Annotated in this window: 25 protein-coding genes; 16 read left to right on the forward strand and 9 right to left on the reverse strand. The window is 68.0% G+C overall.

Annotated elements, in window-relative coordinates; genetic code table 11:
• Nucleotides 1–49 precede the first annotated feature (49 nt).
• From ACZYRS_RS31800 to ACZYRS_RS31815, 4 genes are all read left to right on the forward strand, one after another.
• Nucleotides 50–772 carry a response regulator transcription factor gene (locus tag ACZYRS_RS31800; protein WP_013538733.1) on the forward strand — a complete coding sequence of 241 codons (723 nt, stop codon included), beginning with the start codon at nucleotides 50–52 and terminating at the stop codon, nucleotides 770–772.
• Between the two features lie 7 nt (nucleotides 773–779).
• Complete coding sequence (locus tag ACZYRS_RS31805) at nucleotides 780–1,979, forward strand: ATP-binding protein (RefSeq protein ID WP_198789386.1); 1,200 nt, start codon at nucleotides 780–782, stop codon at nucleotides 1,977–1,979.
• Between the two features lie 75 nt (nucleotides 1,980–2,054).
• On the forward strand, nucleotides 2,055–3,305 hold the full coding sequence (locus tag ACZYRS_RS31810) for an O-antigen ligase family protein (RefSeq protein WP_463422383.1): 1,251 nt from the start codon (nucleotides 2,055–2,057) through the stop codon (nucleotides 3,303–3,305).
• A gap of 5 nt (nucleotides 3,306–3,310) precedes the next feature.
• Complete coding sequence (locus ACZYRS_RS31815; protein WP_463422384.1) at nucleotides 3,311–4,360, forward strand: hypothetical protein; 1,050 nt, start codon at nucleotides 3,311–3,313, stop codon at nucleotides 4,358–4,360.
• A gap of 69 nt (nucleotides 4,361–4,429) precedes the next feature.
• On the opposite strand, the gene ACZYRS_RS31820 is transcribed toward ACZYRS_RS31815, so the two are convergent.
• The 4 genes from ACZYRS_RS31820 to ACZYRS_RS31835 form a co-directional block, all read right to left on the reverse strand.
• Complete coding sequence (locus tag ACZYRS_RS31820) at nucleotides 4,430–5,899, reverse strand: hypothetical protein (RefSeq protein WP_463422385.1); 1,470 nt, start codon at nucleotides 5,897–5,899, stop codon at nucleotides 4,430–4,432.
• 107 nt (nucleotides 5,900–6,006) lie between these two features.
• Entirely contained in the window at nucleotides 6,007–6,417 is a 411-nt protein-coding gene (locus tag ACZYRS_RS31825) for an ABZJ_00895 family protein (RefSeq protein ID WP_198789382.1), read from the reverse strand.
• A 6-nt stretch (nucleotides 6,418–6,423) separates the two neighbouring features.
• Nucleotides 6,424–6,633, reverse strand: coding sequence for a zinc-finger domain-containing protein (locus ACZYRS_RS31830; protein WP_198789381.1), 210 nt, complete (start codon nucleotides 6,631–6,633; stop codon nucleotides 6,424–6,426).
• 5 nt (nucleotides 6,634–6,638) lie between these two features.
• A complete protein-coding gene (locus ACZYRS_RS31835; protein WP_198789380.1) occupies nucleotides 6,639–7,592 on the reverse strand; it encodes a branched-chain amino acid transaminase in 954 nt (317 codons plus the stop codon).
• Nucleotides 7,593–7,724: 132 nt separating this feature from the next.
• On the opposite strand from ACZYRS_RS31835, the gene ACZYRS_RS31840 reads away from it, so the two are divergent.
• Nucleotides 7,725–8,732, forward strand: a complete 1,008-nt coding sequence (locus tag ACZYRS_RS31840; protein WP_463422386.1) for a recombination-associated protein RdgC — start codon at nucleotides 7,725–7,727, stop codon at nucleotides 8,730–8,732.
• Nucleotides 8,733–8,741: 9 nt separating this feature from the next.
• On the opposite strand, the gene ACZYRS_RS31845 is transcribed toward ACZYRS_RS31840, so the two are convergent.
• Both ACZYRS_RS31845 and ACZYRS_RS31850 read right to left on the reverse strand, forming a co-directional pair.
• Nucleotides 8,742–9,953: a M20 aminoacylase family protein gene (locus tag ACZYRS_RS31845; protein ID WP_463422387.1), complete on the reverse strand. Its 1,212-nt coding sequence runs from the start codon at nucleotides 9,951–9,953 to the stop codon at nucleotides 8,742–8,744.
• A gap of 53 nt (nucleotides 9,954–10,006) precedes the next feature.
• Nucleotides 10,007–11,335, reverse strand: coding sequence for an MFS transporter (locus ACZYRS_RS31850; RefSeq protein WP_463422388.1), 1,329 nt, complete (start codon nucleotides 11,333–11,335; stop codon nucleotides 10,007–10,009).
• A gap of 203 nt (nucleotides 11,336–11,538) precedes the next feature.
• Here ACZYRS_RS31850 and ACZYRS_RS31855 point away from each other — a divergent pair, with 203 nt between their 5' ends.
• On the forward strand, nucleotides 11,539–12,483 hold the full coding sequence (locus ACZYRS_RS31855) for a LysR family transcriptional regulator (RefSeq protein ID WP_198789376.1): 945 nt from the start codon (nucleotides 11,539–11,541) through the stop codon (nucleotides 12,481–12,483).
• Between the two features lie 30 nt (nucleotides 12,484–12,513).
• On the opposite strand, the gene ACZYRS_RS31860 is transcribed toward ACZYRS_RS31855, so the two are convergent.
• Entirely contained in the window at nucleotides 12,514–12,948 is a 435-nt protein-coding gene (locus ACZYRS_RS31860) for a glycerate kinase (RefSeq protein ID WP_463422389.1), read from the reverse strand.
• Nucleotides 12,949–12,991: 43 nt separating this feature from the next.
• Nucleotides 12,992–13,345 (reverse strand): VOC family protein, encoded by a 354-nt coding sequence (locus tag ACZYRS_RS31865; protein WP_463422390.1) that lies wholly within the window; start codon nucleotides 13,343–13,345, stop codon nucleotides 12,992–12,994.
• 192 nt (nucleotides 13,346–13,537) lie between these two features.
• Between ACZYRS_RS31865 and ACZYRS_RS31870 the strand changes: the two genes are divergently transcribed.
• Entirely contained in the window at nucleotides 13,538–13,993 is a 456-nt protein-coding gene (locus tag ACZYRS_RS31870) for a hypothetical protein (protein WP_463422391.1), read from the forward strand.
• Nucleotides 13,994–14,047: 54 nt separating this feature from the next.
• Here the strand turns inward: ACZYRS_RS31870 and radA are convergent, their stop codons facing one another.
• On the reverse strand, nucleotides 14,048–15,436 hold the full coding sequence (gene radA / locus ACZYRS_RS31875) for a DNA repair protein RadA (RefSeq protein ID WP_093440937.1): 1,389 nt from the start codon (nucleotides 15,434–15,436) through the stop codon (nucleotides 14,048–14,050).
• A 107-nt stretch (nucleotides 15,437–15,543) separates the two neighbouring features.
• Between radA and hpaR the strand changes: the two genes are divergently transcribed.
• The 9 genes from hpaR to hpaH are packed head-to-tail and all read left to right on the forward strand — an operon-like array spanning nucleotide 15,544 to nucleotide 22,259.
• Nucleotides 15,544–15,978, forward strand: coding sequence for a homoprotocatechuate degradation operon regulator HpaR (gene hpaR, locus ACZYRS_RS31880; RefSeq protein WP_463422392.1), 435 nt, complete (start codon nucleotides 15,544–15,546; stop codon nucleotides 15,976–15,978).
• Nucleotides 15,975–16,610, forward strand: coding sequence for a fumarylacetoacetate hydrolase family protein (locus tag ACZYRS_RS31885; RefSeq protein ID WP_463422393.1), 636 nt, complete (start codon nucleotides 15,975–15,977; stop codon nucleotides 16,608–16,610). Before hpaR ends, ACZYRS_RS31885 begins: the two co-directional genes overlap by 4 nt.
• The gene (locus tag ACZYRS_RS31890; RefSeq protein WP_463422394.1) at nucleotides 16,607–17,389 is read left to right on the forward strand and encodes a fumarylacetoacetate hydrolase family protein; all 783 of its coding nucleotides are present in this window, start codon (nucleotides 16,607–16,609) and stop codon (nucleotides 17,387–17,389) included. The genes ACZYRS_RS31885 and ACZYRS_RS31890 overlap by 4 nt, the downstream gene beginning before the upstream one ends.
• Nucleotides 17,386–18,849, forward strand: a complete 1,464-nt coding sequence (gene hpaE, locus ACZYRS_RS31895; RefSeq protein WP_463422395.1) for a 5-carboxymethyl-2-hydroxymuconate semialdehyde dehydrogenase — start codon at nucleotides 17,386–17,388, stop codon at nucleotides 18,847–18,849. The genes ACZYRS_RS31890 and hpaE overlap by 4 nt, the downstream gene beginning before the upstream one ends.
• Nucleotides 18,846–19,838 carry a tripartite tricarboxylate transporter substrate binding protein gene (locus ACZYRS_RS31900; protein ID WP_463422396.1) on the forward strand — a complete coding sequence of 331 codons (993 nt, stop codon included), beginning with the start codon at nucleotides 18,846–18,848 and terminating at the stop codon, nucleotides 19,836–19,838. The genes hpaE and ACZYRS_RS31900 overlap by 4 nt, the downstream gene beginning before the upstream one ends.
• A 3-nt stretch (nucleotides 19,839–19,841) precedes the next feature.
• Nucleotides 19,842–20,177, forward strand: coding sequence for an aromatic ring-opening dioxygenase subunit LigA (locus tag ACZYRS_RS31905; protein WP_463422397.1), 336 nt, complete (start codon nucleotides 19,842–19,844; stop codon nucleotides 20,175–20,177).
• Nucleotides 20,174–21,001: a DODA-type extradiol aromatic ring-opening family dioxygenase gene (locus tag ACZYRS_RS31910; RefSeq protein ID WP_463422398.1), complete on the forward strand. Its 828-nt coding sequence runs from the start codon at nucleotides 20,174–20,176 to the stop codon at nucleotides 20,999–21,001. Before ACZYRS_RS31905 ends, ACZYRS_RS31910 begins: the two co-directional genes overlap by 4 nt.
• 23 nt (nucleotides 21,002–21,024) lie before the next feature.
• Nucleotides 21,025–21,432: a 5-carboxymethyl-2-hydroxymuconate isomerase gene (locus ACZYRS_RS31915; RefSeq protein ID WP_463422399.1), complete on the forward strand. Its 408-nt coding sequence runs from the start codon at nucleotides 21,025–21,027 to the stop codon at nucleotides 21,430–21,432.
• Between the two features lie 23 nt (nucleotides 21,433–21,455).
• Nucleotides 21,456–22,259 (forward strand): 2-oxo-hept-4-ene-1,7-dioate hydratase, encoded by an 804-nt coding sequence (gene hpaH, locus ACZYRS_RS31920; protein WP_463422400.1) that lies wholly within the window; start codon nucleotides 21,456–21,458, stop codon nucleotides 22,257–22,259.
• The last annotated feature ends 7 nt before the right edge of the window (nucleotides 22,260–22,266 follow it).

The following is a 22,266-nucleotide window of genomic DNA, read 5'->3' on the forward strand; positions in this document are numbered from 1 at the left end:
TACCCAACTTTACGGAGCGTTCAAGCCCGCTTGCTCCCTGTGGACGACCATGAAGCGCATGAGCACCCCCCAACTCCTGATGATCGAAGACGACGCCCGCCTGGCGCAGATGGTGGGCGAGTACCTGACGCAGTCGGGTTTCGCCTTCAACCACGCCGGTGACGGCGCGAGCGGCCTGGAGCAGCTGCAGCAGCACGCCCCCGACCTGGTGATCCTGGACCTGATGCTGCCCGACACCGACGGCCTGGAAGTCTGCCGCCGCATCCGCGCCCTGCCCGGCCCCATCTCCAAGGTGTCGGTGCTGATGCTCACCGCCAAGGGCGATCCGATGGACCGCATCATCGGCCTGGAGATCGGCGCCGACGACTACCTGCCCAAGCCCTTCGAGCCGCGCGAGCTGCTCGCGCGCATCCGCGCGGTGCTGCGCCGGCGCAGCGAAAACGCCACCGAGAGCGAAGCCTCCACCGTGATGCGCTTCGGCACGCTGGAGATCGACCGCAACGCGCGCACCGTGTCGGTGGCCGGCGCGCTGGCGGACCTGACCTCCTACCAGTTCGACCTCCTGGTCGCGATGGCCGAGCGCGCGGGCCGCGTGCTCACGCGCGACCAGATCATGGAGGCCGTGCGCGGCCGCGAGCTGGAGGCCTTCGACCGCTCGATCGACGTGCACATGGGCCGCATCCGCGCGGCCATCGAGGTGGACGCGAAGAACCCCAAGCGCATCCTCACCGTGCGCGGCGTGGGCTACGTCTTCGCCAAGCAGCAGGACTGAGCGCGCGATGCTGCGCAGCCTCTATTCCCGCCACCTCTACGTGCGCATCTGGCTCGCGGTGGTGGGCGGCGTGGTCATCCTCACGCTGATGGCCAACTGGATCGTGCGCGAGGCCGCCGAGGCCGAGCGCGAGCGCCTGGCGCCGGTGCCGCGCAACGTGGTCGTGCTCGATGCGCAGGACAAAACGATCGGCTCGGGCACCGCGTTGCGCGTGCCGGGCCAGGGCCTCGAATTCGACGTGACGCTCAGCGACGGCAAGGCCATCACGCTGCGCGTGGCGCCGCGCGAGCGCCCCACCGGCAGCGGCGGCTTCGCGCCGTGGCGCACGCCCTTCGGCCTGGGCTGGATGATCGCGCTGGTGGGCGTGGCGGTGGCACTGGGCGTCTACCCGATCGTGCGGCGCATCACGCAGCGGCTGGAATCGCTGCAGCGCGGCGTGCAGCGATGGGGCGAGGGCGATCTCTCGGTGCGAGTGACCGAAGAAGGGCAGGACGAAGTGACCGATCTCTCCAAACGATTCAACGCGTCGGCCGAACGCATCGAACAGCTGGTGCGCTCGCACAAGTCGCTGCTGGCCAACGCATCGCACGAGCTGCGCTCGCCGCTCACCCGCATCCGGATGGGGCTGGAGCTGATGGGCGAGCGACCGAGCCCCAAGGCGCGAGAAGAAATCTCGCGCAACATCGGCGAGCTCGACCAGCTGATCGACGAGATCCTGCTCGCAAGCCGGCTGGACGCCAGCGAAGCCGACATGGGCACCGTCGAGGCGGTCGACCTGACGGGCCTGGCCGCCGAGGAGTGCTCGCAGGTGAACGCCGAGCTCGACCTGGCCGAAGGCACCGACAACGCGACGCTCACCGTGCCCGGCGTCTCGCGCCTCCTGCGCCGCGCGATCCGCAACCTGCTGGAAAACGCCCGCCGCTACGGCGCCGGCGAGATCAGCGTGGAGCTGGGCAGCGCCAACGGCTTCGCCACCGTGCGCGTGAACGACCGCGGACCCGGCGTGCCGCCCGCCCTGCGCGAACGCATCTTCGAACCCTTCTACCGGCTGCCCGGCGCGAGCGAGCGCAACGGCGGCGTGGGCCTCGGACTGGCGCTGGTGAAGTCGATCGCCGAGCGGCACGGCGGCACGGTGCGCTGCGAAGACGCGCCGCAAGGCGGGGCGAGCTTCGTGATCCGGCTGCCGGTGGCAGCGCCTGCCCACTGATCGTTGACCCTGCAGCGCTCGCGCTGCGGGCGAAGTCAGGTGGGCGCCACAAGCCCCACCTAAAATCCGGCGCTTATGCAGAGATCGCACATCGTTCGGCCCGCGGCCATGTTCTGGGGGCTGGTGGTGTTCATGCCGGTCGGCGTCACCTACCTGTCGGCCATCCTCTTGATGCTGACGATGCTGGTCGCCGGCGGCTACAGCGAACGCTACGCGCGCCTGCGTGCCAACCCGCTGTGGTGGCCGGTGGTGGCCTACCTGGCCTGGACCCTCCTCGTGCTGGCCTTCGGGCGGCACTATCCCGAGACAGGCTCCAACCTCTTCCACGGCCTTCGCATCGGCCTCACGATCCTGATGGCGATGGCGCTCACGCGCGAGGAGGCGATCTGGGCGCTGCGCGGCTTCCTGCTGATCGCGGCGCTGAACATCCTGCTGATCGTCCTGCACTACGCCATCGGCTTTCCGGTCTGGTCGCCGCTGCGCGCGGTGGTGATGGAGGTGGGCAACAAGTCGATCAGCAACGCGCTGCTGTTCAGCGTGGTGGCCGCCACGGCCGCCGTGTGGGGCCTGGCGCAAATCGTCGCGCACAAGCCGCTGCGCGCCGTTGCGGCCTTCACGCTGGTGCTCGGGCTGGGCTTCGTGGTCGCACTGCCGCTGACCTCGCGCACCTCGGTGCTCGCGCTGCTGCTGGTCATTCCAGCGGTGTGCATCCACAAGTGGCGCAACCACCTGAAGATGCTTGTGAGCGCGCTGGTGCTCGGAGCCGTGGTCACGGGTGCTGCGCTTTACCAGTTGCCGCAGCTGCAGCACAAGGTCGAGACCGGCGTGCAGGAACTCGAGGAGGCGCAGGCCGGCGCGGTCTTCAAGGGCAGTTGGGTCATCCGCTATTACATGTACCGCGACACCGGCCGCATGATCGCCGACCGGCCGCTCACCGGCTGGGGCATCGGCGGCTGGACCGACCAGTGGCACAAACGCGGCCCGGCCATGTTCGCGGAGTCGAACATGCCGCACAACGACTTCCTCTGGGTCGGCGCGCAGGGCGGGCTGCCCGCGCTGCTGAGCCTGCTCGTGATCATGGTGGCCGCCGTGTGGCAGGCCTGGAAGCGCCCCGACATCGCGGGCCGCTATGCCTTGGCCGCGACGCTGATTGCGCTGATCGCCTCGAGCGTGAACTCGGCGATGCGCGATGCGCAGATCGGCCTGGCGCTGCTCTGGATCGCGATGGTGTACCTGCGGCTCGCGCAGGAAACGCACGACCCCGCGCCCTGGCGCGACCTGTGGCCGTGGAAACGGCCGAACCTGAACCCGAACCCCACGGCATGACAACCATGCGACGCCTCCTCGCCTCTCTTCTCCTGGCCTGCGCTTTCGGCGCGCACGCGGCGCCGGCCGTCGTCCAGGGCCTCGTCCACGGCTCGGGCCCGGAAGCGCAGCGCTTTCCGTGGGTGCGCACCGACGACGCCAAGGCCGCCGATCGCATCAACCAGTTTCTGTTCATCGACACCTTCGAGGCCATGGCACCGGCGCGCGCGGCGGAGGGCCTGCGCGGCATCGATGCGCAGAACTGGCAGCGCCTGCCGAACCTGGGCTACGCGGTACTGCGCAACGACGCCCGCGTGCTGTCGCTGCGCCTGGAAGGCGAAGGCTGCGGCGCGTACTGCGAGAGCTTCACCGCCGGGCACGCGTTCGACGTGGCGACCGGGCGCCATCTCTCGCCGGGCGATCTGTTCACGGCCGAGGGCCTTGCCGACATCGCGCGCAAGGTCCACGCGAACAACGCCGCGAGGCTGCGCAAGGAGATCGCCGCGCTCGGGAGCAAGGCGCGCAGCAAGGACGAGGAGCGCGAGGACAAGATCGAGCTCTACACCGAGTGCCTGACCTCGCGTCAGGACCCGGGCTACCAGAAGATCGAGCGCATGGGCCGCATGGAGATCGATGCGAAGGGCGTGCTGTTCACGCAGGGCCGCTGCAGCAACCACGCGATGCGCGCGCTGGACGACCTGGACGGCTTCAGCACCCGCTTCACGCCCGAGCAGCTCGGGCCGTCGCTCACCGCCTACGGCCGCGCGCTGCTGCTGGGCGAAGGCGCGGCGCCCGCGCCGGCATCGCCGTTCGACCAGGTGCTGCACGGCACCATCGACGCGCGCCTGCCGGTCACCCTGCGGCTGGAGCCGCTGCGCAGCGACGGCTCCGCCGCCGCCACGTATTTCTACGACCGCTACCGCCAGTCGATCTCGGTGTTCGGCAAGTACCGCGACGGCGTGCTGCTGCTGGAGGAATCCAACGACACGCGCCTGCGGCTCACGCCCGATGGCGCGGGCCTGCGCGGCGAATGGATCAGCGGGCAGAAGAAATTGCCGCTGGTGCTGGCGCCCTGAGCCGCGACGCCCTGGAGCCGCGATGGCCGCGACGGCCGCGACACTGCGGCCATCGCGCCTCGCTCGCCGCTACTCGAAGCGGAAGGTCTGCTTGCGCTTTGCCGCCACCTTCACGCGCTTGACGCTCCATTCCGACGCGGTGACCGTGCCACTGTCGCCCAGCACCAGGATCGGCCCCTTGTAGCTCGCCCCGCAGACCGCGGGCGCCGAGCCCGGCAGGCCGGTGGTGCCGACGCACGCCGCATCGGCCGCGGCATTGCGCGGCATGCCGCCGTCGCCGGTGATGCCGTCGACGATGCAGGCATCGGGATACGCGGTGTAGTCGAAGCCCGCGAGCGTCTCGTTGCCGCTGTACGCCGGGTTGACCGCCACCGTGCCCACCGGCATGCCTGCCGAGATGCGCCAGCCCGGCGTGGCGGGCGTGATGGCGATGGACTTGAACTCGGTGGTCGAGATCGCGGTCGAGTTCTGGATGAAGTTGTAGAAGGTGTCGAAGACCAGGATGCGGCGGCGCGCGCGCACCTGGTCCAGCGTGGCGTTGGCCGCGAGCGGCGTGGCGTCGCAGTGCAGGTCCACCGTCATGTTCAGGTACGCGTACGGCAGGCCGAGGCCGATGCCCGAGCCATTGCCCTTGAGCTCGAGCTCGATCTGCTGGAGGTCCTTGACCTTCACGCCCGCAAGGCCCGGCATCTGCAGGACGGCCTTGTTGCCGGTGCCCCCGCCCACGTAGGCGCCGCCAGGGTTGCCGCCGGCGTCGAGCTTCATCGACAGCACCCCCGCGGTGCTGCTCAGGTGCGCCTTGTTGAGCTGCGGCTGGGCCGCGAGCTCGGCGCTCGTGAGGGTGCGCGTGATCGGCAGGTCGAAGCCGTCGTCCTCACCCGCTGCCAGCAGCGCGGCGACGATGCCGTCCAGCGTGGTGTCGCCGTCGGCCAGCGACAGCGCCAGGTGTTCGAGCAGGTCGTCGTACGCATCGCCAGCGGTCGCCGTGAATTGCGCGGTGAACGGGTTCGACGCGAACGCGCCGTAGCCCGACTCGGCCAGCAACGCGACGATGTCGGCCTGGGCCGCTTCCAGCTTCGCGGCCAGCGCCGCGAGTGCGGCGGCGTCGGCCGTCTCGATGCTGCCGGGCGCCGCGCTGGCGGCGCGCGCGAGGATCAGCTCGGTCAGCGGCGTGATGTTCACGTAGCCGGCCGCGCGCAACAGCGAATGCAGTTTCTGGCCGGCGGGCAGCGAGCCGCCCGAGACCGTGGCCACGCACGGGAACACCGGTGCATCGAGCTTCGCCGACCACGTGCCGCCGGCGGCCGTGGTGGCCGAGGCGCCCACGCCGTTCGCGCAGCGCAGCGACACGAGGCTGCCGGCAGCCGGCGCGCCGGTGGCGGCGGTGCCCGAGACCGCAACGTTCGTATCGGCGGGGGGCGGGGCGACGCCCGAGGGAATGAACGGAAAACCGCCGCCGCCTCCTCCTCCACCGCCGCCGCAACCCGAAAGAGCGAGCACGAGCGCGCTCACGGCAAAACTACCCAAAGATTTCTTCATCGCAAATCGACTCCTATCTGGTCTAAACGCCAGTGGGTCGATGCTAGAAATGGCGCCCGTCTCGCACCATCACCGATACCGGTAGTAATGGCGCGCCGGCGCGCTGCTCAGCCCTTGCGCCGGGCCTCGGCTGCCGCGTGCTGCTTGCCGGCAAAGCCGACGAAGAACCAGATGACCAGCGCGTGCAGCACGCCGACGAAAAGCAGCACCAGCAAGGCCGGTCCCAGCGACAGGCCCGATGCGCCGGCGAAGAGGCCGATCGCCACCGTCACGACTGCCTGCATCGCCATGTCGATGGCGAGCATGCCGATGACGGCGCGCTGCTTTTCCTCGCGCGTGAAGTAGCGGCCATTCTTCTTGGCGAAGTCCATGCACACCCAGGTCACGGCGGCCAGCAGGGCGGCCACATTGCCGCCCGTGCTGGAACTGGCGCCCGCGAGGTTCAGCGCGACGCCAACGACGATCAGCAGCACCAGGTACGCCGCGGCAAAGCGCCACAGCAGGCCGCGAAGCGTCACGTCAGGTCAGTGGCGTGCAGAGACCGCTTCGCCGGCCTTCAGCCGGTACAGCGTGCCGCAGTACGGGCACTTGGCTTCGCCGGTGCGCGCCACGTCCAGGTAGACCTTGGGATGGTTGTTCCAGAGCTGCATGTCCGCCTTGGGACTGGGGCAGAACACGCCGCCCTGGTGGTTGAGTTCCTTGGCCAGGAGTTCGACGACTGCATTGGTAGACATGGGATTCAGACTTTCGTGAGCCAGTGGGCGTACTTGGGATTCTTGCCGTTCACGATGTCGAAGAAGGCAGACTGGATCTTCTCGGTGATCGGGCCGCGCGAGCCGCCGTCGCCACGGTTGCCGATCTCGATGCGGTCGAGTTCGCGGATGGGCGTCACTTCGGCTGCCGTGCCGGTGAAGAAGGCTTCGTCGGAGATGTAGACCTCGTCGCGCGTGATGCGCTTCTGCACGAGCTCGATGCCAAGGTCCTTGCAGATGTGCAGGATCGTGTTGCGCGTGATGCCGTTCAGGGCGCCGGCCGAGAGGTCGGGCGTGTAGACCACGCCGCCCTTGACCACGAAGATGTTCTCGCCCGCGCCTTCGGACACGAAACCGCTCGCATCGAGCAGCAGCGCCTCGTCGTAGCCGTCGTCCAGCGCTTCCATGTTCGCCAGGATCGAGTTCGTGTAGTTGCTCACCGACTTGGCCTGCGTCATCGTGATGTTGACGTGGTGGCGGGTGTAGCTGGAGGTCTTCACGCGGATGCCGCGGCGCATGCCTTCTTCGCCGAGGTAGGCGCCCCAGGACCAGGCCGCGACCATGGCGTGGATCTTGTTGCCCTTGGGGCTCACGCCGAGCTTTTCGGAGCCGATCCAGATGAGGGGACGCAGGTAGCAGCTCTCCAGCTTGTTCTCGCGCACGACCTGCTTCTGGGCTTCGTTCAGTTGCTCCTGCGAGAAGGGGATCTTCATGCGCAGGATCTTGGCGCTGTTGAACAGGCGCTCGGTGTGCTCGGCCAGGCGGAAGATGGACGTGCCGCCGTCGGCCGTCTTGTAGGCGCGCACGCCCTCGAAGGCGCCGCAACCGTAGTGCAGCGTGTGGCTCAGCACGTGGATCTTGGCGTCGCGCCAGTCCACGAGTTCGCCGTCCATCCAGATCTTGCCGTCACGGTCGTCCAGCGAGGGGGGGATCGAGCTCATTTCCTGATTCCTTTGGGAGCGGTGTGGGGTGCGACCGGGAGGCAGTCGCAAAAGCTTTCGATTTTACGGCGGCGCCCGGAACGGGGTGCCCGACAATGGCCGGTTGTGCAAACCAGTGGAAAAAGGGTTTCCGTGTCCGTATTCAAGAACGTCATCGTCTATCGCATCGAACCTGCCTGGTCCCAAACGTTGGCCGAGGCGGAAGAGGGGCTGGGCAAGCACCGCTTCGAGCCCTGCGGCCCCTCGCAGGAAAAGTCCGCCGGCTGGGCCGAGCCCCGCGGCGAGGCCGGCGGCCCGCTGGTCGAATCCATCGACGGCCAGTGGCTCGTCGAATACATGATCGAGAGCAAGCAGGTCCCCGGCTCCGTGGTGCGCAGGAAGCTGGACGAGCGCTGCGCGCAGATCGAGGCCACCACCGGCCGCAAGCCCGGCAAGAAGGAAAAGAAGGAGCTCAAGGAAGACATCACCCTGGAGCTGCTGCCGATGGCCTTCACCCGCAGCGCGCGCGTGGCGGTGTGGATCGACAAGGCCGAGAACCGCCTGGTGATCAACAGCGGCAACGCCTCGCGCGCCGACGAGGTGGTCACCAGCCTGGTGAAGTCGCTCGACGGCTTTGCGGTGGCGCTCATCAACACGCAGATCGAGCCGGCCGCCGCCATGGCCGACTGGCTCTTGACGCAGGAGCCGCCGGCCGGCTTCACCATCGATCGCGAGTGCGAGCTCAAGGCCTCGGACGACTCGAAGGCCGTGGTGCGCTACGCCAAGCACCCGCTCGACATCGAGGAAGTGCAAAAGCACATCACCGACGGCAAGCGCCCCACGCGTCTGGCGCTCACCTGGGACGACCGCGTGTCGTTCGAGCTCACGCACGGCATGCTGATCCGCAAGATCGTGTTCCTCGAAGGCACGGGCGACGGCGCAGCCGGCGGCAAGAAGGAAGACAACTACGACGCCGACGTGGCGATCGCCACCGGCGAGCTCGGCCAACTCGTGCCGGCGCTGCTCGATGCGCTGGGTGGCGAAGCGGCGTTCGGCGCGGCACCGGCGGACGAAGCGCCGAAGCCCGCAGCCAAAGCGGCCGCACCCACCACCTCCACCCCGGCCGATGCCGCCGAGGAAGAGGAAGACGCGCCGTTCTGAAGACGGCGCTCAGGCGACCAGGTAGGTCTGCGCGAGGCGCACCCAGCACGCCGCGCCCAGCGGCAGCACCTGGTCGTTGAAGTCGTAGCCGGGGTTGTGCACCATGCACCCGCCGAATTCGCCCTCCCCGTTGCCCAGCAGCACATAGCAGCCCGGCACCGCGGCGAGCATCCAGGCGAAGTCCTCGCTGCCCGCAAAGCCCTTGGGCGCCTCGGTGACGACGTGCTCCGCGCCCACGAGTTCTGTGCAGACTTGCTCCATCAACCGGCACTCGGCCGCGGTGTTGACCACCGGCGGCACGAGCTGGCGGTAGTCGATCTCCGCCTGCACGCCGTGGGCCTGCGCCGTGAGGCTCACGATCTCGCGGATGCGCTGCTCGACCGCCGCGCGCGTCTCGGGCCGCGCGGCCCGCACATTGAGGCCGAGCGCCACCGATTGCGGAATCACGTTGTGCGTCGCCCCGCCGCGGATGAAGCCGACCGACACCACGGCCGTGTCGCCCGGCGTCACGTTGCGCGCCACCACGGTCTGCAGCGCCGTCACCACCGCGGCGGCGGCCGGCACCGGATCGCGCGAGAGGTGCGGCATGGCGCCATGCCCGCCGACCCCTTTGATCGTGACGTCGGCCACATCCGAAGACAGCGTGACCGGCCCCTCGATCACCAGGAAGCTGCCGACCGGCACGCCCGGCGCGTTGTGCAGCGCGTAGACCGCGTCGCAGGGAAAGCGCTCGAAGAGGCCGTCCTCGATCATCGCGCGCGCGCCGCAGAGGTTTTCTTCGTCGGGCTGGAAGATCAGGTTCAGCGTGCCGTCGAAATCGCGGCGCGCGGCCAGCGCCTTGGCGGCCGCGAGCAGGATGGCGGTGTGGCCGTCGTGGCCGCAGGCGTGCATGCGGCCGTGGGTCTTGCTCGCGTACGGCAGGCCTGTGGCCTCGACGACAGGGAGCGCATCCATGTCCGCGCGAATACCCAGCCGCCGCGTGCCGTTGCCGACCTTCATCTGCGCCACGATGCCGGTCTTGCCGATGCCCGTGTGCACCTCGTAGCCCCATTCGCGCAGCAGGTTCGCGACCAGTCCGGCGGTCGCGCCCACCTCGAAGCCGAGCTCCGGGTTGGCATGGATCTGTCGGCGGATGTCGACGAAGGCCTGGGTGTCAATGTCGGCCTGCGGCAGCAATCGGGACAGGAGCCGGGTGGTCTGGAGACTGAGTTCGCGTGTCATGGAAGAAGAGTCCGTTTTCTTAACGAGTGGGAGATCGGCTTTGCGTTCGCGTGTCAGGCCGCCTTGCGCTCGCGCAGGCTCAGCAGCGCGCCCAGGCTCAGCATGCCGCAGGCCATCATGTAGAACGCCGGCGACAGCGGGTTGCCCGTCTTCGCAAGCAGCCAGGTCACGATGAACTGCGAGGAGCCGCCGAAGATGGTCACGCCCACGCTGTAGATCACCGAGATGCCGCTCGCGCGCACGCTGGGCGGCAGCATCTCCAGCAGCATGAGGAACATGGGCGTGGTGCCGATGTTCACGCTCGCGGTCAACAGCGCCGAGAGGGCCAGCACCAGGGGCACGCTGGGGTAGTGGCTGATGAGCCAGAACACCGGCACGACCGCGACCACGCTGAACAGCAGCGAAGCGACGACCAGCGGCTTGCGGTTCGGAAGCCGGTCGGCCAGGCGCCCCGCCGCGAGCGACACCACGAAGAGCGTGATGCCCGTGACGCAGCCCGACAGCAGCGAGAGCGACGGCGGCATGTGCAGCACGCGGATCATGTAGGTGGGCATGAAGAACACCACCAGGTACATCGTGGCCGTGCCCGCGGTGGTGGCCAGGATGCCCTTGAGCACCGTGCCGCCATGGGCGCGCAGCAGGCGCACCACGGGACTGGATTCTTCGTGCCCGGCGACGTGCGTCTCGTCCAGCCTGGCGCGGATGTAGAGGCCGACCGGCGCGATCAGCAGGCCGAGCAGGAACGGCAGGCGCCAGCCCCAGCTCTCCAGCGAAGCCTGGGGCAGCGCGGCATAGAGCGCCGCGCCCGTGAGCGCGCCCAGCAGCGCCGAGATGCCCTGGCTCGCGAGCTGCCAGCTCACGCGAAAGCCGCGGCCCTTCACGCCGCCGGCCTCCATCAGCATGGACGTGGCCGCGCCCACTTCGCCGCCCAGCGAGAAGCCCTGCAGCAGCCGGCCGGCCACGATCATCAGCGAGCCGAACACGCCGGCCGATGCATAGGTGGGCGCGAACGCGATGCACAGCGTGCCCAGCACCATGAGACCGATGGTCAGCGTCATCGCGGCCTTGCGGCCCTTGCGGTCGGCGTAGTTGCCGATGATGACGCCGCCCAGCGGACGCATCACAAAGCCGATGCCGAAGGTGGCCACGGCCAGCAGCAGCGAGCCGTAGGCGCTGTCGGAGGGGAAGAACAGCTTGCCGATAAGGAGCGCAAAGAAGCTGTAGACCGTGAAGTCGTACATCTCCAGCGCATTGCCCAGCGAGCAGGCCGCGATCAGGCGGAACTGGCCCTGCGGCGCCTTCGCCCTGGCGCTGGCCTCGGCATGGGAAGCGCTGGAAGAAGAACCCCGTATCGGGCTTGCAGGCAAGGTGGCTTCGCTCATCTAATCTCTCCAGGACTGGTTTGCACAGGAGCCCGGCAGGGCCCTTTGCGGCGGAGTATTCAGGCAAAGCGCAGCAGCGAAGAATCACAAATTTTCATGCCGATAACCAAACGGAATCCCCGACAGAAAGAGGCCCGCGACGCCATCGGGGGAACCCCCCAGGCCGCGCTTTCGCGCCCTTTTTTCGAGAACGCGGCACCACGATGAAGCTGCAACAGTTGCGCGTCCTGCTGGCCGTGGCACAGCACGGCAGCATCCACGAGGCCTCGCGCAGCTTGCACACCACGCAGCCGGCGCTCTCCAAGACCATCTCGGAACTGGAGCGCGAACTGGGCGTGACGCTGATGTCGCGCTCCACGCGCGGCGTGAGCCTCACGGCCTACGGCGTGGCGCTGGTCAAGCGCGCGAGCCTGGTGGAGCAGGAACTGCGGCACGCACTCGAGGACATCGAGGCGATCCGCGGGCACGACCAGGCGCAGCTCAATATCGGCTTCACCGCCGTCGCATCGAGCGGGCCGCTGCCCGATGCGATCGCGTCGTTCCGCCCGCGCTTTCCCAATGTGGCGATGCGCTGCTTCGAATTGCGTCCGCAGCAGATCTTCGAGGGACTGCGCGAGGGGCGGCTGGACCTCGCGCTGATCTCCACCTGCAACGGGCCGGGCACCAACGCATTCCAATGGGAGCCGCTCTTCTCGGTGGCCATGCACCTGTCGGTGCGCGCGGGCCATCCGCTGCGGCGCGTGCGCAAGCTGCAGCCGCTGCTGGACGCCGACTGGCTGGTGCTCGACCCGATCGACGACGCGGGCAGCCCGCTGGTCAGCACGATGCAGATGCACGGCCTGGGGATGCCGCGGCGCATGGTGCAGAGCGCCTCGAACCTCCTGGGCCTGCAGCTGGCCACGCAGACCGACATGATCAGCATGTGGTCGGATTTCGTCTTTCACGGCGCGGGCCCGCTGCGGCTGCAGCCCGGCCTGCTGGAGAAGCTGCCGATCACCGACGCGTTGCCGGACTTCGATGTGTTCCTGGTCTACCGCTCGGCCGACCTGATGACGCATGCGTGCGCGGAGTTCGCCAAGGAGGCGCGGCACCACGCGAAAGCGAATCCACCCTGGCGCCAGCCGGGGCGCAAGGCGCGCGCGGGATGAAAAGCGAAGGACCGAGGCGCGCCGAGCCGATCAGGCTGCGGGCGTCTGCGGTTCTTCGTCGGGCGGCGTCTCGGGCCGCGTCATCGCCCAGCTCTGCAGCTTGCCGGCGTTGAACACGGCATCGACGTACGAGCCGCCCGTGTCGGTCCAGCGGTACAGCTCGGGCTGCGTGTCCGGGGGCGAACGCAGCTCGCCGAGCGCGCGGGTCATGGCGATGACGTGCATCAGCGTCGCGCCCTGCTTGAGCTTGGCGTTGAGCATCACCGCGCTGGCGACATAGCCCACCGGCCGGTCGGCAGCGCGCTTGAGCACCTGCATCGCGCGGTTGAAGTGCAGCAGCAGGAACATCACGATGACCCCGCCGGTGAGCGCGACACCGGCCCAGCCGTAGCTGCGCCACGCCAGCGCGAGAAGAACGATGCCGCCCACGGGCACCAGCAATTTCTGGAAATTCATGGCGCGCATTGTCGCCGCCCGGCTGTTCGCGACCTGACCGCGGGGACTCCGGTCACGCGGCCGGCCCGCTTTCCGATGACGGGCCGCGAAGGCCGATGCAGTTTCCCCACGGGTCCTGCACCTGGCACATGCACTCCAAGTCCTCGAGTTGCAACGGGCCGCGGTACAGCCGCCCGCCGAGCGATTGAAGCCTGGCCACTGCCTCGTCGAAGTCATCGACCTGCCAATAGACGACCGAGCCGAAAGCACCCGAGCCGACCTTCTCGTCCTGCGGGACGATTTCGATCAGCACGCCGTGGAGCGAGAGGCACTCGAAGGCCGGCGAACCGATCGACACGCGCTCGGCTTCGGGAAGCGCGCGCTGGTACCAGCGCAGCGCGAGCTCCACGTCGGAGACATGAATCATCACTGCGGCAATGGGGGAAGGCGTTGTCTTCATTCGAAAGTTCACACATCGACGGAGGCCGCGATTCTGCTGTATCGGCCGTGGCTACCAGCGGGAGCGAAAAACGGTACTCACCCCGAAATGCACATGCCATGGTGGCGCGAGACGGCACATTTCACCGCACGGGCATCAACCCGGGCCACAGAAAAGCGTATGACCATTCCGCGTTCCGTCACCTTCCTTCGTCTCACTCTCGCCGCCACGCTCACGGCCGCCGTCCTCAGCGGTTGCTACGTGGTGCCCATCGCACAACCCGCACCCGCGGCGCCGCCTTCGCAGGCCTATGCCGTTGCACCGGGACCGATCGCGCAGAGCTTCAGTGCACGCCTGTATCCGTCGAACGCCGAAGCGGCGCGCTACGGAACCGTGGCAGGCACGGTGACCAACGACATGAACGGCCGCGGCCATTTCAACGCACTGATCGGCGGTGAACAGTTTCAGGGAGAGGCGACCCGGGTTGCCGGCTCGCGAAGCGCCGGTGTGGCAAACGCCAGCGGCAATCGCGGCGGCAACCTGAGTTGCCAGTACACGATGAACTCAGCCACGTTGGGCAGCGGCCAATGCGTGCTCAACAGCGGGCCGGCGTTCACGATGCACATCGGGGGATAGGGAGGGTGGCCCGGCGCGTCACTGACGCGCCGGGCATTTTTTTCCCGAGCTGAATCAATCGAGGCGGCGGACCACGTCCATCGCCTCTTCGATGCGTTCGACGGGGTGGATGGTCAGGCCTTCGATCTCCTTCGAACCCTTGCGCGGTGCGTTGGCCTTGGGCACCACCGCGATGCTGAAGCCCAGTTTGGCGGCTTCGCGCAGACGCTCCTGCCCGCGCGGCGCGGGGCGCACCTCTCCGGCCAGCCCCACTTCACCGAAGGCGATGAAGCCCTTGGGCAGCGGCTTGCCGCGCAGGCTCGAGGTGATGGCCAGCATCACGGCCAGGTCGGCCGCGGGCTCGCTGATGCGCACGCCGCCCACCGCGTTCACGAACACGTCCTGGTCCATGCAGGCCACGCCCGCGTGGCGGTGCAGCACCGCCAGCAGCATCGCGAGGCGGTCGCGGTCCAGGCCCACCGAGAGGCGCCGCGGGCTCGGCCCGCCGTTGTCGACCAGCGCCTGGATTTCCACCAGCATCGGCCGCGTGCCCTCCAGCGTGACCAGCACCACGCTGCCGGGCACCGGCTCGGCATGCTGGCTCAGGAAGATCGCGCTCGGATTGGCCACGCCTTTCAGGCCCCGCTCGGTCATCGCGAACACGCCGATCTCGTTGACCGCGCCGAAACGGTTCTTGATGGCACGCACGAGGCGAAAGCTCGAATGCGTGTCGCCCTCGAAGTACAGCACCGTGTCGACCATGTGCTCCAGCACGCGCGGGCCCGCGAGCGCGCCCTCCTTTGTGACATGGCCCACCAGCACCACGGCCGTGCCGCTGGTCTTGGCAAAACGCGTGAGGTGCGCGGCGCATTCGCGCACCTGCGCCACCGAGCCGGGCGCGGAGGTGAGCTGGTCGGAGTACACCGTCTGGATCGAGTCGATCACCGCGATCGCCGGCCGCGTGGCGTCCAGCGTGGCGATGATCTTCTCGAGCTGGATTTCGGCCAGCACCTGCACCTGCGAGTGGTCGAGCCCGAGCCGGCGTGAGCGCAGCGCCACCTGCGCGCCGCTTTCCTCGCCCGTCACATAGAGCGCGTTCTGTCCCGCGCGCTGCAGCGCATCGACCGCTTGCAGCAAGAGCGTCGACTTGCCGATGCCCGGGTCGCCGCCGATGAGCGTCACGCCGCCCGAGACGATGCCCCCGCCCAGCACGCGGTCGAGCTCGTCGATGCCGGTGGGCGTGCGCGCGATGTCGGTCGCCTCGATCTCCGAGAGCGTGGCCAGTTCGGAGACGCCCGCCAGCGGCGAGAACTGCGTGCCGAAGCGGTTGTTGGCCGGTGCGTTGCTGCCCGCCACCTGTTCGATCAATGTGTTCCAGGCGCCGCAGCTCGGGCATTTGCCGAGCCACTTGGGGCTGGTGCCGCCGCATTCGCTGCAGACGAAAAGAGATTTGTCCTTGGCCATCCGTCGAGTTTAGGTGTCCGCACAAACCCTGATGGCCGGCAGCTTGAAAGAAACCGCCAATCATTTAACATGTTAAGTAATTTGCAGAATCGTAGAAGGCACCGTTCTTGAGCACCACGTTCACCCACCGCAATTTGCCGCGCCTGCTGCTGCAGGCCCGCGAAGCCGTGATGGCCCATACGCGGCCGAGCCTGCGCGAGCACGCCCTGTCCGACCAGCAATGGCGCGTGCTGCGCGTGCTCGGCGAGCACGGCGCGGTCGACACCGGCCGCGTCGCGCGCGAGGCCTTCATCCTCGGGCCCAGCCTTACCGGCGTGCTCGCGCGCATGGAGCGCGACAACCTCATCACCCGCGCCCGCGACCCCGCGGACCAGCGCCGCACCGTGGTCGAAGCCACGCCGCACGGCATGAAGCTGGTCAAGCGCCTGGGCAGCAGCATCGAGGCCCATTACGACTGGATGGAAAAGTCGCTCGGCAAGGCCAAGCTCACGCAGCTCTACGGCCTGCTGGACGAACTCATAGCACTGGAGCAGCCCGCATGAGCACCGCACATTTCCTTCCGACCGGCACCGTGTACGGCACGCTGCTGAACTTCCGCGCCGAGGTCGAGGCGCTCGCGCCGCAGATGAGCGCACCGCCCTACAAGGCGCCGCCGAAAGCGCCGGTGCTCTACGTGAAGACCGCCAACACCTGGAGCCCGCACGGCAGCGCCATCGCGGTGCCAGCATCGGTGCCCGAAGTGGAAATCGGCGCGAGCATCGGCATGGTGATCGGCGCCGAGGGCGACGTCGAAGGCTTCGTGCTGATGAACGACCTGTCGATTCCGCACGCGAGCTTCTTCCGCCCGCCGGTGAAGTTCAAGTGCCTCGACGGCTTCCTCGCCATCGGCCCCGCGCTGCGCGATGCACAGGACGTGGCCGACCCCGCGAACTTCCGCGCCGAGGTGCGCATCAACGGCGAGCTCAAGCAGTCGATCGATTTCTCGCAGCTCGTGCGCCCGGCGCAGCAGCTGCTCGCCGACGTCGGCGAATTCATGACGCTCGCGCACGGCGACGTGCTGATGCTCGGCTGCGACGCGGGCCGTCCGCTCGCACGCGCCGGCGACCGCATCGAGATCTCGGCGCCTGGCTTCGAGACATTGACCCACACGCTGGTGCAGGAGACCGCCGCATGAAGCACGCACGCGTCATCCACGAAGGCCGCGAACACACCGGCACCGCGCACGAATTCAACGGCCAGCCCGACGCCGCCGTGCGCCTGGACGACGGCCGCATCGTGCCGCAAGCGCAGCTCACCTGGCTGCCCCCGCTCGCGCCGACCGCACGCCCTCGCACCATCCTCGCGCTCGGCCTCAACTACGCCGACCACGCGAAGGAACTCGAATTCAAGGCGCCCGAGGAACCGCTGGTCTTCGTCAAGGGCCAGAGCACGCTGATCGGCCACCGCCAGCTCACGCACCGCCCGGCCGGCGTGCAGTTCATGCACTACGAATGCGAGCTCGCGATCGTCGTCGGAAAGACCGCGCGCCATGTGAAGCGCGACGACGCCTACGACTTCATCGGCGGCTATACCGTGGCCAACGACTACGCGATCCGCGACTACCTGGAGAACTGGTACCGCCCGAACCTGCACGTGAAGAACCGCGACACCTGCACGCCGCTGGGGCCCTGGTTCGTCGACGCGGCCGATGTACCCGACCCCATGGCACTCGCGCTGCGCACCACCGTCAACGGCACCGTCACGCAGCAGGGCAACACGCGCGACATGATCTTCGACGCGCCCTTTCTCATCGAGTACTTCAGCCGCTTCATGACGCTCTCGCCGGGCGACCTGATCCTCACGGGCACGCCCGACGGCGTGGTCGATTGCAAGCCGGGCGACGTCGTCGTCACCGAGATCGAGCACATCGGCGCGCTCATGAACACCATCGAGACCATCCAAGGAAAAGCATGAGAGTCGATCACCTGATCAACGGCAAGAGCGTTGCCGGCAAGGACTACTTCGAAACCGTCAACCCCGCCACGCAGGAGGTGCTGGCCGAGGTCGCCTCGGGCGGCGAGGCCGAGGTGAACGCGGCCGTCGCCGCCGCCAAGGAAGCCTTCCCCAAATGGGCCGGCATGCCCGCGCCCGAGCGCGCGAAGCTCATCCGCAAGCTGGGCGACCTGATCGCCGCGAACGTGCCCGAGATCGCGCAGACCGAGACCAACGACTGCGGCCAGGTCATCGCGCAAACAGGCAAGCAGCTGGTGCCGCGCGCGGCCGACAACTTCTACTACTTCGCCGAGATGTGCACGCGCGTGGACGGCCACACCTACCCCACGCCCACGCACCTGAACTACACGCTGTTCCACCCGGTGGGCGTGTGCGCGCTCATCAGCCCGTGGAACGTGCCGTTCATGACGGCCACCTGGAAGGTGGCGCCGTGCCTGGCCTTCGGCAACACCGCGGTGCTGAAGATGAGCGAGCTCTCGCCGCTTTCGGCCGCGCGCCTGGGCGAGCTCGCGCTCGAAGCGGGCATTCCGCCCGGCGTGCTGAACCTCGTGCACGGCTACGGCAAGGAAGCGGGCGAGCCATTGGTGGCGCACCCCGACGTGCGCGCGATTTCGTTCACCGGCTCCACCGCCACGGGCAACCGCATCGTAAAAAGCGCGGGCCTCAAGAAGTTCAGCATGGAGCTGGGTGGCAAGAGCCCCTTCGTGATCTTCGACGATGCCGACCTGGACCGCGCGCTCGATGCGGCCGTGTTCATGATCTTCAGCAACAACGGCGAGCGCTGCACGGCCGGCTCGCGCATCCTGGTGCAGCAGTCGATCTATGCGGACTTCGCAGCGAAGTTCGCAGAGCGCGCCAAGCGCATCACGGTGGGCGATCCGCTCGACGAGAAGACCATCGTCGGCCCGATGATTTCGCAGGCCCACCTGGCCAAGGTGCGCAGCTACATCGAGCTCGGCCCGAAGGAAGGCGCGACGCTGCTGTGCGGTGGACTCGAGGCTCCGTCGAACCTGCCGGACCGCGTGAAGAAGGGCAACTACGTGATGCCCACCGTTTTCGCGGACGTCGACAACCGCATGAAGATCGCGCAGGACGAGATTTTCGGCCCGGTCGCCTGCCTGATTCCGTTCAAGGACGAGGCCGACGCGATCCGCCTGGCCAACGACATCACCTACGGCCTCTCGAGCTACGTATGGACCGAGAACATCGGCAAGGCGCATCGCGTGGCCGCCGCCGTGGAGGCCGGCATGTGCTTCGTCAACAGCCAGAACGTGCGAGACCTGCGCCAGCCCTTCGGCGGCACGAAGGCCTCGGGCACGGGCCGCGAAGGCGGCACCTGGAGCTACGAAGTGTTCTGCGAGCCGAAGAACGTTGCCGTGTCGCTGGGCTCGCACCACATTCCGCACTGGGGCGTGGCGTGAACACCGGCCGCCGGGCGCTGCTGCAGGGCGCCGCCGCACTCGCGGCCCTGCCTTCGCTGGCGCCGTTCGCGACATTCGCGCACGCACGCGGCGACTGGCCCAACAAGCCGGTGCGCATCGTCGTGCCCTTCACGCCCGGCGGCACCACCGACTTCGTCGCGCGGCTCGTGGCGGTCGAGCTCGGCAAGACGCTGGAGCAGGCCGTGATCGTCGAGAACAAGCCCGGCGCAGGCACCGTGATCGGTGTCGATGCGGTCGCCAAGTCGGCGCCCGACGGCTACAGCTTCGTCTGCGTGGCCAACAGCTTCACGGCCAACCAGACGCTGGTGCGCAAGCTCCCCTACGACACGCAGAAAGACCTGCGCCCGGTCGCGCTCATGGGCATGTCGGAGCACGTGCTCGCCACGCATCCATCGAGCGGCCTGAAGACACTGGCCGACCTGCGCAACCTGGCCAAGGCCAAGCCCGGCACGCTGAGCTTCGCCTCCTTCGGCAACGGAACCTCGGCGCACCTCTCGGGCGAGATGCTCAAGCTGCAGATGGGCCTGGACATCGTGCACGTGCCCTACAAGGGCCAGGGGCCCGCGCTCACCGACCTGCTCGGCGGGCAGGTGACGATGATGTTCGGCAACTGGCCCGAGTTCCGCGGCCACATCCAGAGCGGCAAGCTGGTCGCGCTCGGCATGGCGACCGCGCAGCGCTCGCAGTACGCGCCCGCCATACCCACACTGGCCGAACAGGGCGTGGCCATCGAGTCCAATTCGTGGAACGGCCTGCTGGCGCCCGCCGGCACGCCCGATGCCATCGTGCTGCGCATGAACGACGAGGTGAACCGCGCGCTCGCGGGCCCTGCCGTGACAGAGGCCTTCCGCAAGGGCGGCATCGCGTCGCTGTCGGGCACGCCCGAGCGCTTCGCGGCTTTCATCCAGAGCGAGATCGCGAAGTACGGCGATGTGATCCGCAAGGCCAACATCCAGATCGAGGGCTGAACGATGAGCCTCTATGCGATGCAGAAATTTCTCTTCGCGCTGAACCGCGATGCCGAAGTGCAGCGCGGGTACGCGGAAGGCGGCGACGCGCGTGCCGCGCTGCTCGCCGGCTACGACCTGAACGATGAAGAACGCGAAGCCATCGACAGCGGCGACATCGGCAAGCTCTATGTCTTGGGTTGCAACGGGCAGTTGCTGATGCACTTCGCGCCGCTGCTGGGCATTGCATGGGCCGACTATCTCGAAGCGATGCGCGACGGCGTGCGCAAGTACGGGCCCGTGCGCGCAGGCATCTACGCGATGACAACCGGCACAGACGAAAAGGTGGCAGGCGTATGAGTTTGGTTTTTGCAGGCGTGTGCAGCCACGCCCCCGGCATCACCGGCCGCGCGCATCTGGCGGACCCGGCGGTGAAGGACGCGTTCCACGCCCAGTTCCACCGCTTCGGCGAGGCGATGCGCGCGACCAGGCCCGATGCGGTGATCGTCATCGCCGCCGAGCACTTCGCCAACTTCTTCATGAACAACATGCCGGCCTACGCCATCGGCATGGCCGACAGCTACGAGGGCCCGATCGAGGACCCGAAGTGGCTGGGCATCGAGAAGACGAAGGTGCCCGGCGATGCCGCGCTCTCGCAGCGCCTGATCCGCGAGGTGATGCAGACGGTGGACGTGGCCTACGCGGAAGAGTGGAAGTTCGACCACGGCATCATGGTGCCGCTGCACTTCCTCACGCCGGATTTCGACACCAAGGTCATCCCTGTGAATATCAACTGCCAGGGTCCGCCGCTCACGCCGCTGCACCGCGCCTGGGCCTTCGGCGAGGCCCTGCGCCGCGCCTGCGACAAGGCGCCCGAGCGCATCGCGCTGGTGGGCACGGGCGGCATCTCGCACTGGCCGGCCACGCCCGATTCGGGCAAGGTGAATGCCGAGTGGGACGCCGAGTTCATGCGCCGCTGGTGCGCCAACGACCGCGAGGCGCTGCTCTCGCAAGACGACTACAACGACGAGGCCACCTACCGCGAAGCGGGCCAGGGCGGCTTCGAGATCCGCACCTTCCTGAGCGTGGCCGCGGCCGCGCGCGGCAAGGGCGAGATCTTCCACATGAAGGCCATCCCGATCTTCGCGGTGACCTGCACGGCCGCGGTCATGTCGGTGGCCTGACCGAAACAAGAAGGAAGACGCGCATGCCGCACCTGGTGATCCTCTACACGCCCAACATCGAAGCCGAGACCGACATGTCGGCCCTGTGCCGCACGCTCGCCGACACGATGCTCAAGCAACGTGACGAGTCGGACAAGCCCGTCTTCCCCATCGGCGGAACGCGCGTGCTGGCCTACCCGGCCGCGCACTACGCGGTGGCCGACGGCAAGGCCGACTACGCCTTCGTGTACCTGAACATCCGCATGGCCGCGGGCCGCTCGGAGGCAGTGAAGAAAAAGGCCGGCGACGAATTGCTCGCCGACGTGCGCGCGCATTTCGCGCCCGTCTTCGAGAAGCGCCACATCGGCATCACGCTGCAGATCGACGAGAGCCCCGGGCAGGTGTACGACGGCAAGCACAGCAACCTGCATCCCCTGTTCAACAAGTCGTAAGACACGAGAAGAAGCGAGCCGCCATGCTGCCCCAAGCCACCATCGCCCAACTGGCCGCCGAGCTGCACGAGAGCGAGAAATCGCGCGTGCAGGTCGAGCACTTCTCCAAGCGCTTTCCGGAGATGACCGTCGAGGACGGCTACGCCATCTCGCGCGAATGGGTGAAGCACAAGATCGCCGAGGGCCGCACGGTGAAGGGCCACAAGATCGGCCTCACCTCGCGCGCGATGCAGCAGTCCAGCCAGATCGACGAGCCCGACTACGGCACGCTGCTGGACGACATGTTCTTCGAGCAGGGCGGCGACATTCCCTTTGCGCGCTTCATCGCGCCGCGCATCGAGGTGGAGCTGGCCTTCATCCTCGGCAAGAAGCTGCAGGGGCCGAACGTGACGATCTTCGACGTGCTGGCCGCCACCGACTACGTGGTGCCCGCCATCGAGATCATCGATGCGCGCATCGAGCAGTTCGATCGCCACACCAAGGCGCCGCGCAAGGTGTTCGACACCATCTCCGACAACGCGGCCAACGCCGGCATCGTGATGGGCGGGCGGCCGGTGAAGCCCGATGCGGTGGACCTGCGCTGGGTGAGCGCCCTGCTCTACAAGAACGGCGTGATCGAGGAGACCGGCGTGGCCGCGGGCGTGCTCAATCACCCGGCCACCGGCGTGGCGTGGCTCGCGAACAAGCTCGCGCCGTGGGACGAACACCTCGCGGCCGGCGAGGTGGTGCTGGCCGGCTCGTTCACGCGCCCGACCACCGCGCTGCCCGGCGACACCTTCCATGCCGACTACGGCCCTCTCGGCGCGATCTCGTTTCGCCTTGCCTGAAAGAAAG

The organism is Variovorax sp. AC194, assembly GCF_979257995.1.

Coding starts and splice junctions, on each gene's coding strand:
- ACZYRS_RS31800 (WP_013538733.1), top strand. CDS start 50: ATGAAGCGCATGAGCACCCCCCAACTCCTGATGATCGAAGACGACGCC.
- ACZYRS_RS31805 (WP_198789386.1), top strand. CDS start 780: ATGCTGCGCAGCCTCTATTCCCGCCACCTCTACGTGCGCATCTGGCTC.
- ACZYRS_RS31810 (WP_463422383.1), top strand. CDS start 2,055: ATGCAGAGATCGCACATCGTTCGGCCCGCGGCCATGTTCTGGGGGCTG.
- ACZYRS_RS31815 (WP_463422384.1), top strand. CDS start 3,311: ATGCGACGCCTCCTCGCCTCTCTTCTCCTGGCCTGCGCTTTCGGCGCG.
- ACZYRS_RS31820 (WP_463422385.1), bottom strand. CDS start 5,899: ATGAAGAAATCTTTGGGTAGTTTTGCCGTGAGCGCGCTCGTGCTCGCT.
- ACZYRS_RS31830 (WP_198789381.1), bottom strand. CDS start 6,633: ATGTCTACCAATGCAGTCGTCGAACTCCTGGCCAAGGAACTCAACCAC.
- ACZYRS_RS31835 (WP_198789380.1), bottom strand. CDS start 7,592: ATGAGCTCGATCCCCCCCTCGCTGGACGACCGTGACGGCAAGATCTGG.
- ACZYRS_RS31845 (WP_463422387.1), bottom strand. CDS start 9,953: ATGACACGCGAACTCAGTCTCCAGACCACCCGGCTCCTGTCCCGATTG.
- ACZYRS_RS31850 (WP_463422388.1), bottom strand. CDS start 11,335: ATGAGCGAAGCCACCTTGCCTGCAAGCCCGATACGGGGTTCTTCTTCC.
- ACZYRS_RS31855 (WP_198789376.1), top strand. CDS start 11,539: ATGAAGCTGCAACAGTTGCGCGTCCTGCTGGCCGTGGCACAGCACGGC.
- ACZYRS_RS31860 (WP_463422389.1), bottom strand. CDS start 12,948: ATGCGCGCCATGAATTTCCAGAAATTGCTGGTGCCCGTGGGCGGCATC.
- ACZYRS_RS31865 (WP_463422390.1), bottom strand. CDS start 13,345: ATGATTCATGTCTCCGACGTGGAGCTCGCGCTGCGCTGGTACCAGCGC.
- ACZYRS_RS31870 (WP_463422391.1), top strand. CDS start 13,538: ATGACCATTCCGCGTTCCGTCACCTTCCTTCGTCTCACTCTCGCCGCC.
- radA (WP_093440937.1), bottom strand. CDS start 15,436: ATGGCCAAGGACAAATCTCTTTTCGTCTGCAGCGAATGCGGCGGCACC.
- ACZYRS_RS31885 (WP_463422393.1), top strand. CDS start 15,975: ATGAGCACCGCACATTTCCTTCCGACCGGCACCGTGTACGGCACGCTG.
- ACZYRS_RS31890 (WP_463422394.1), top strand. CDS start 16,607: ATGAAGCACGCACGCGTCATCCACGAAGGCCGCGAACACACCGGCACC.
- hpaE (WP_463422395.1), top strand. CDS start 17,386: ATGAGAGTCGATCACCTGATCAACGGCAAGAGCGTTGCCGGCAAGGAC.
- ACZYRS_RS31905 (WP_463422397.1), top strand. CDS start 19,842: ATGAGCCTCTATGCGATGCAGAAATTTCTCTTCGCGCTGAACCGCGAT.
- ACZYRS_RS31910 (WP_463422398.1), top strand. CDS start 20,174: ATGAGTTTGGTTTTTGCAGGCGTGTGCAGCCACGCCCCCGGCATCACC.
- ACZYRS_RS31915 (WP_463422399.1), top strand. CDS start 21,025: ATGCCGCACCTGGTGATCCTCTACACGCCCAACATCGAAGCCGAGACC.
- hpaH (WP_463422400.1), top strand. CDS start 21,456: ATGCTGCCCCAAGCCACCATCGCCCAACTGGCCGCCGAGCTGCACGAG.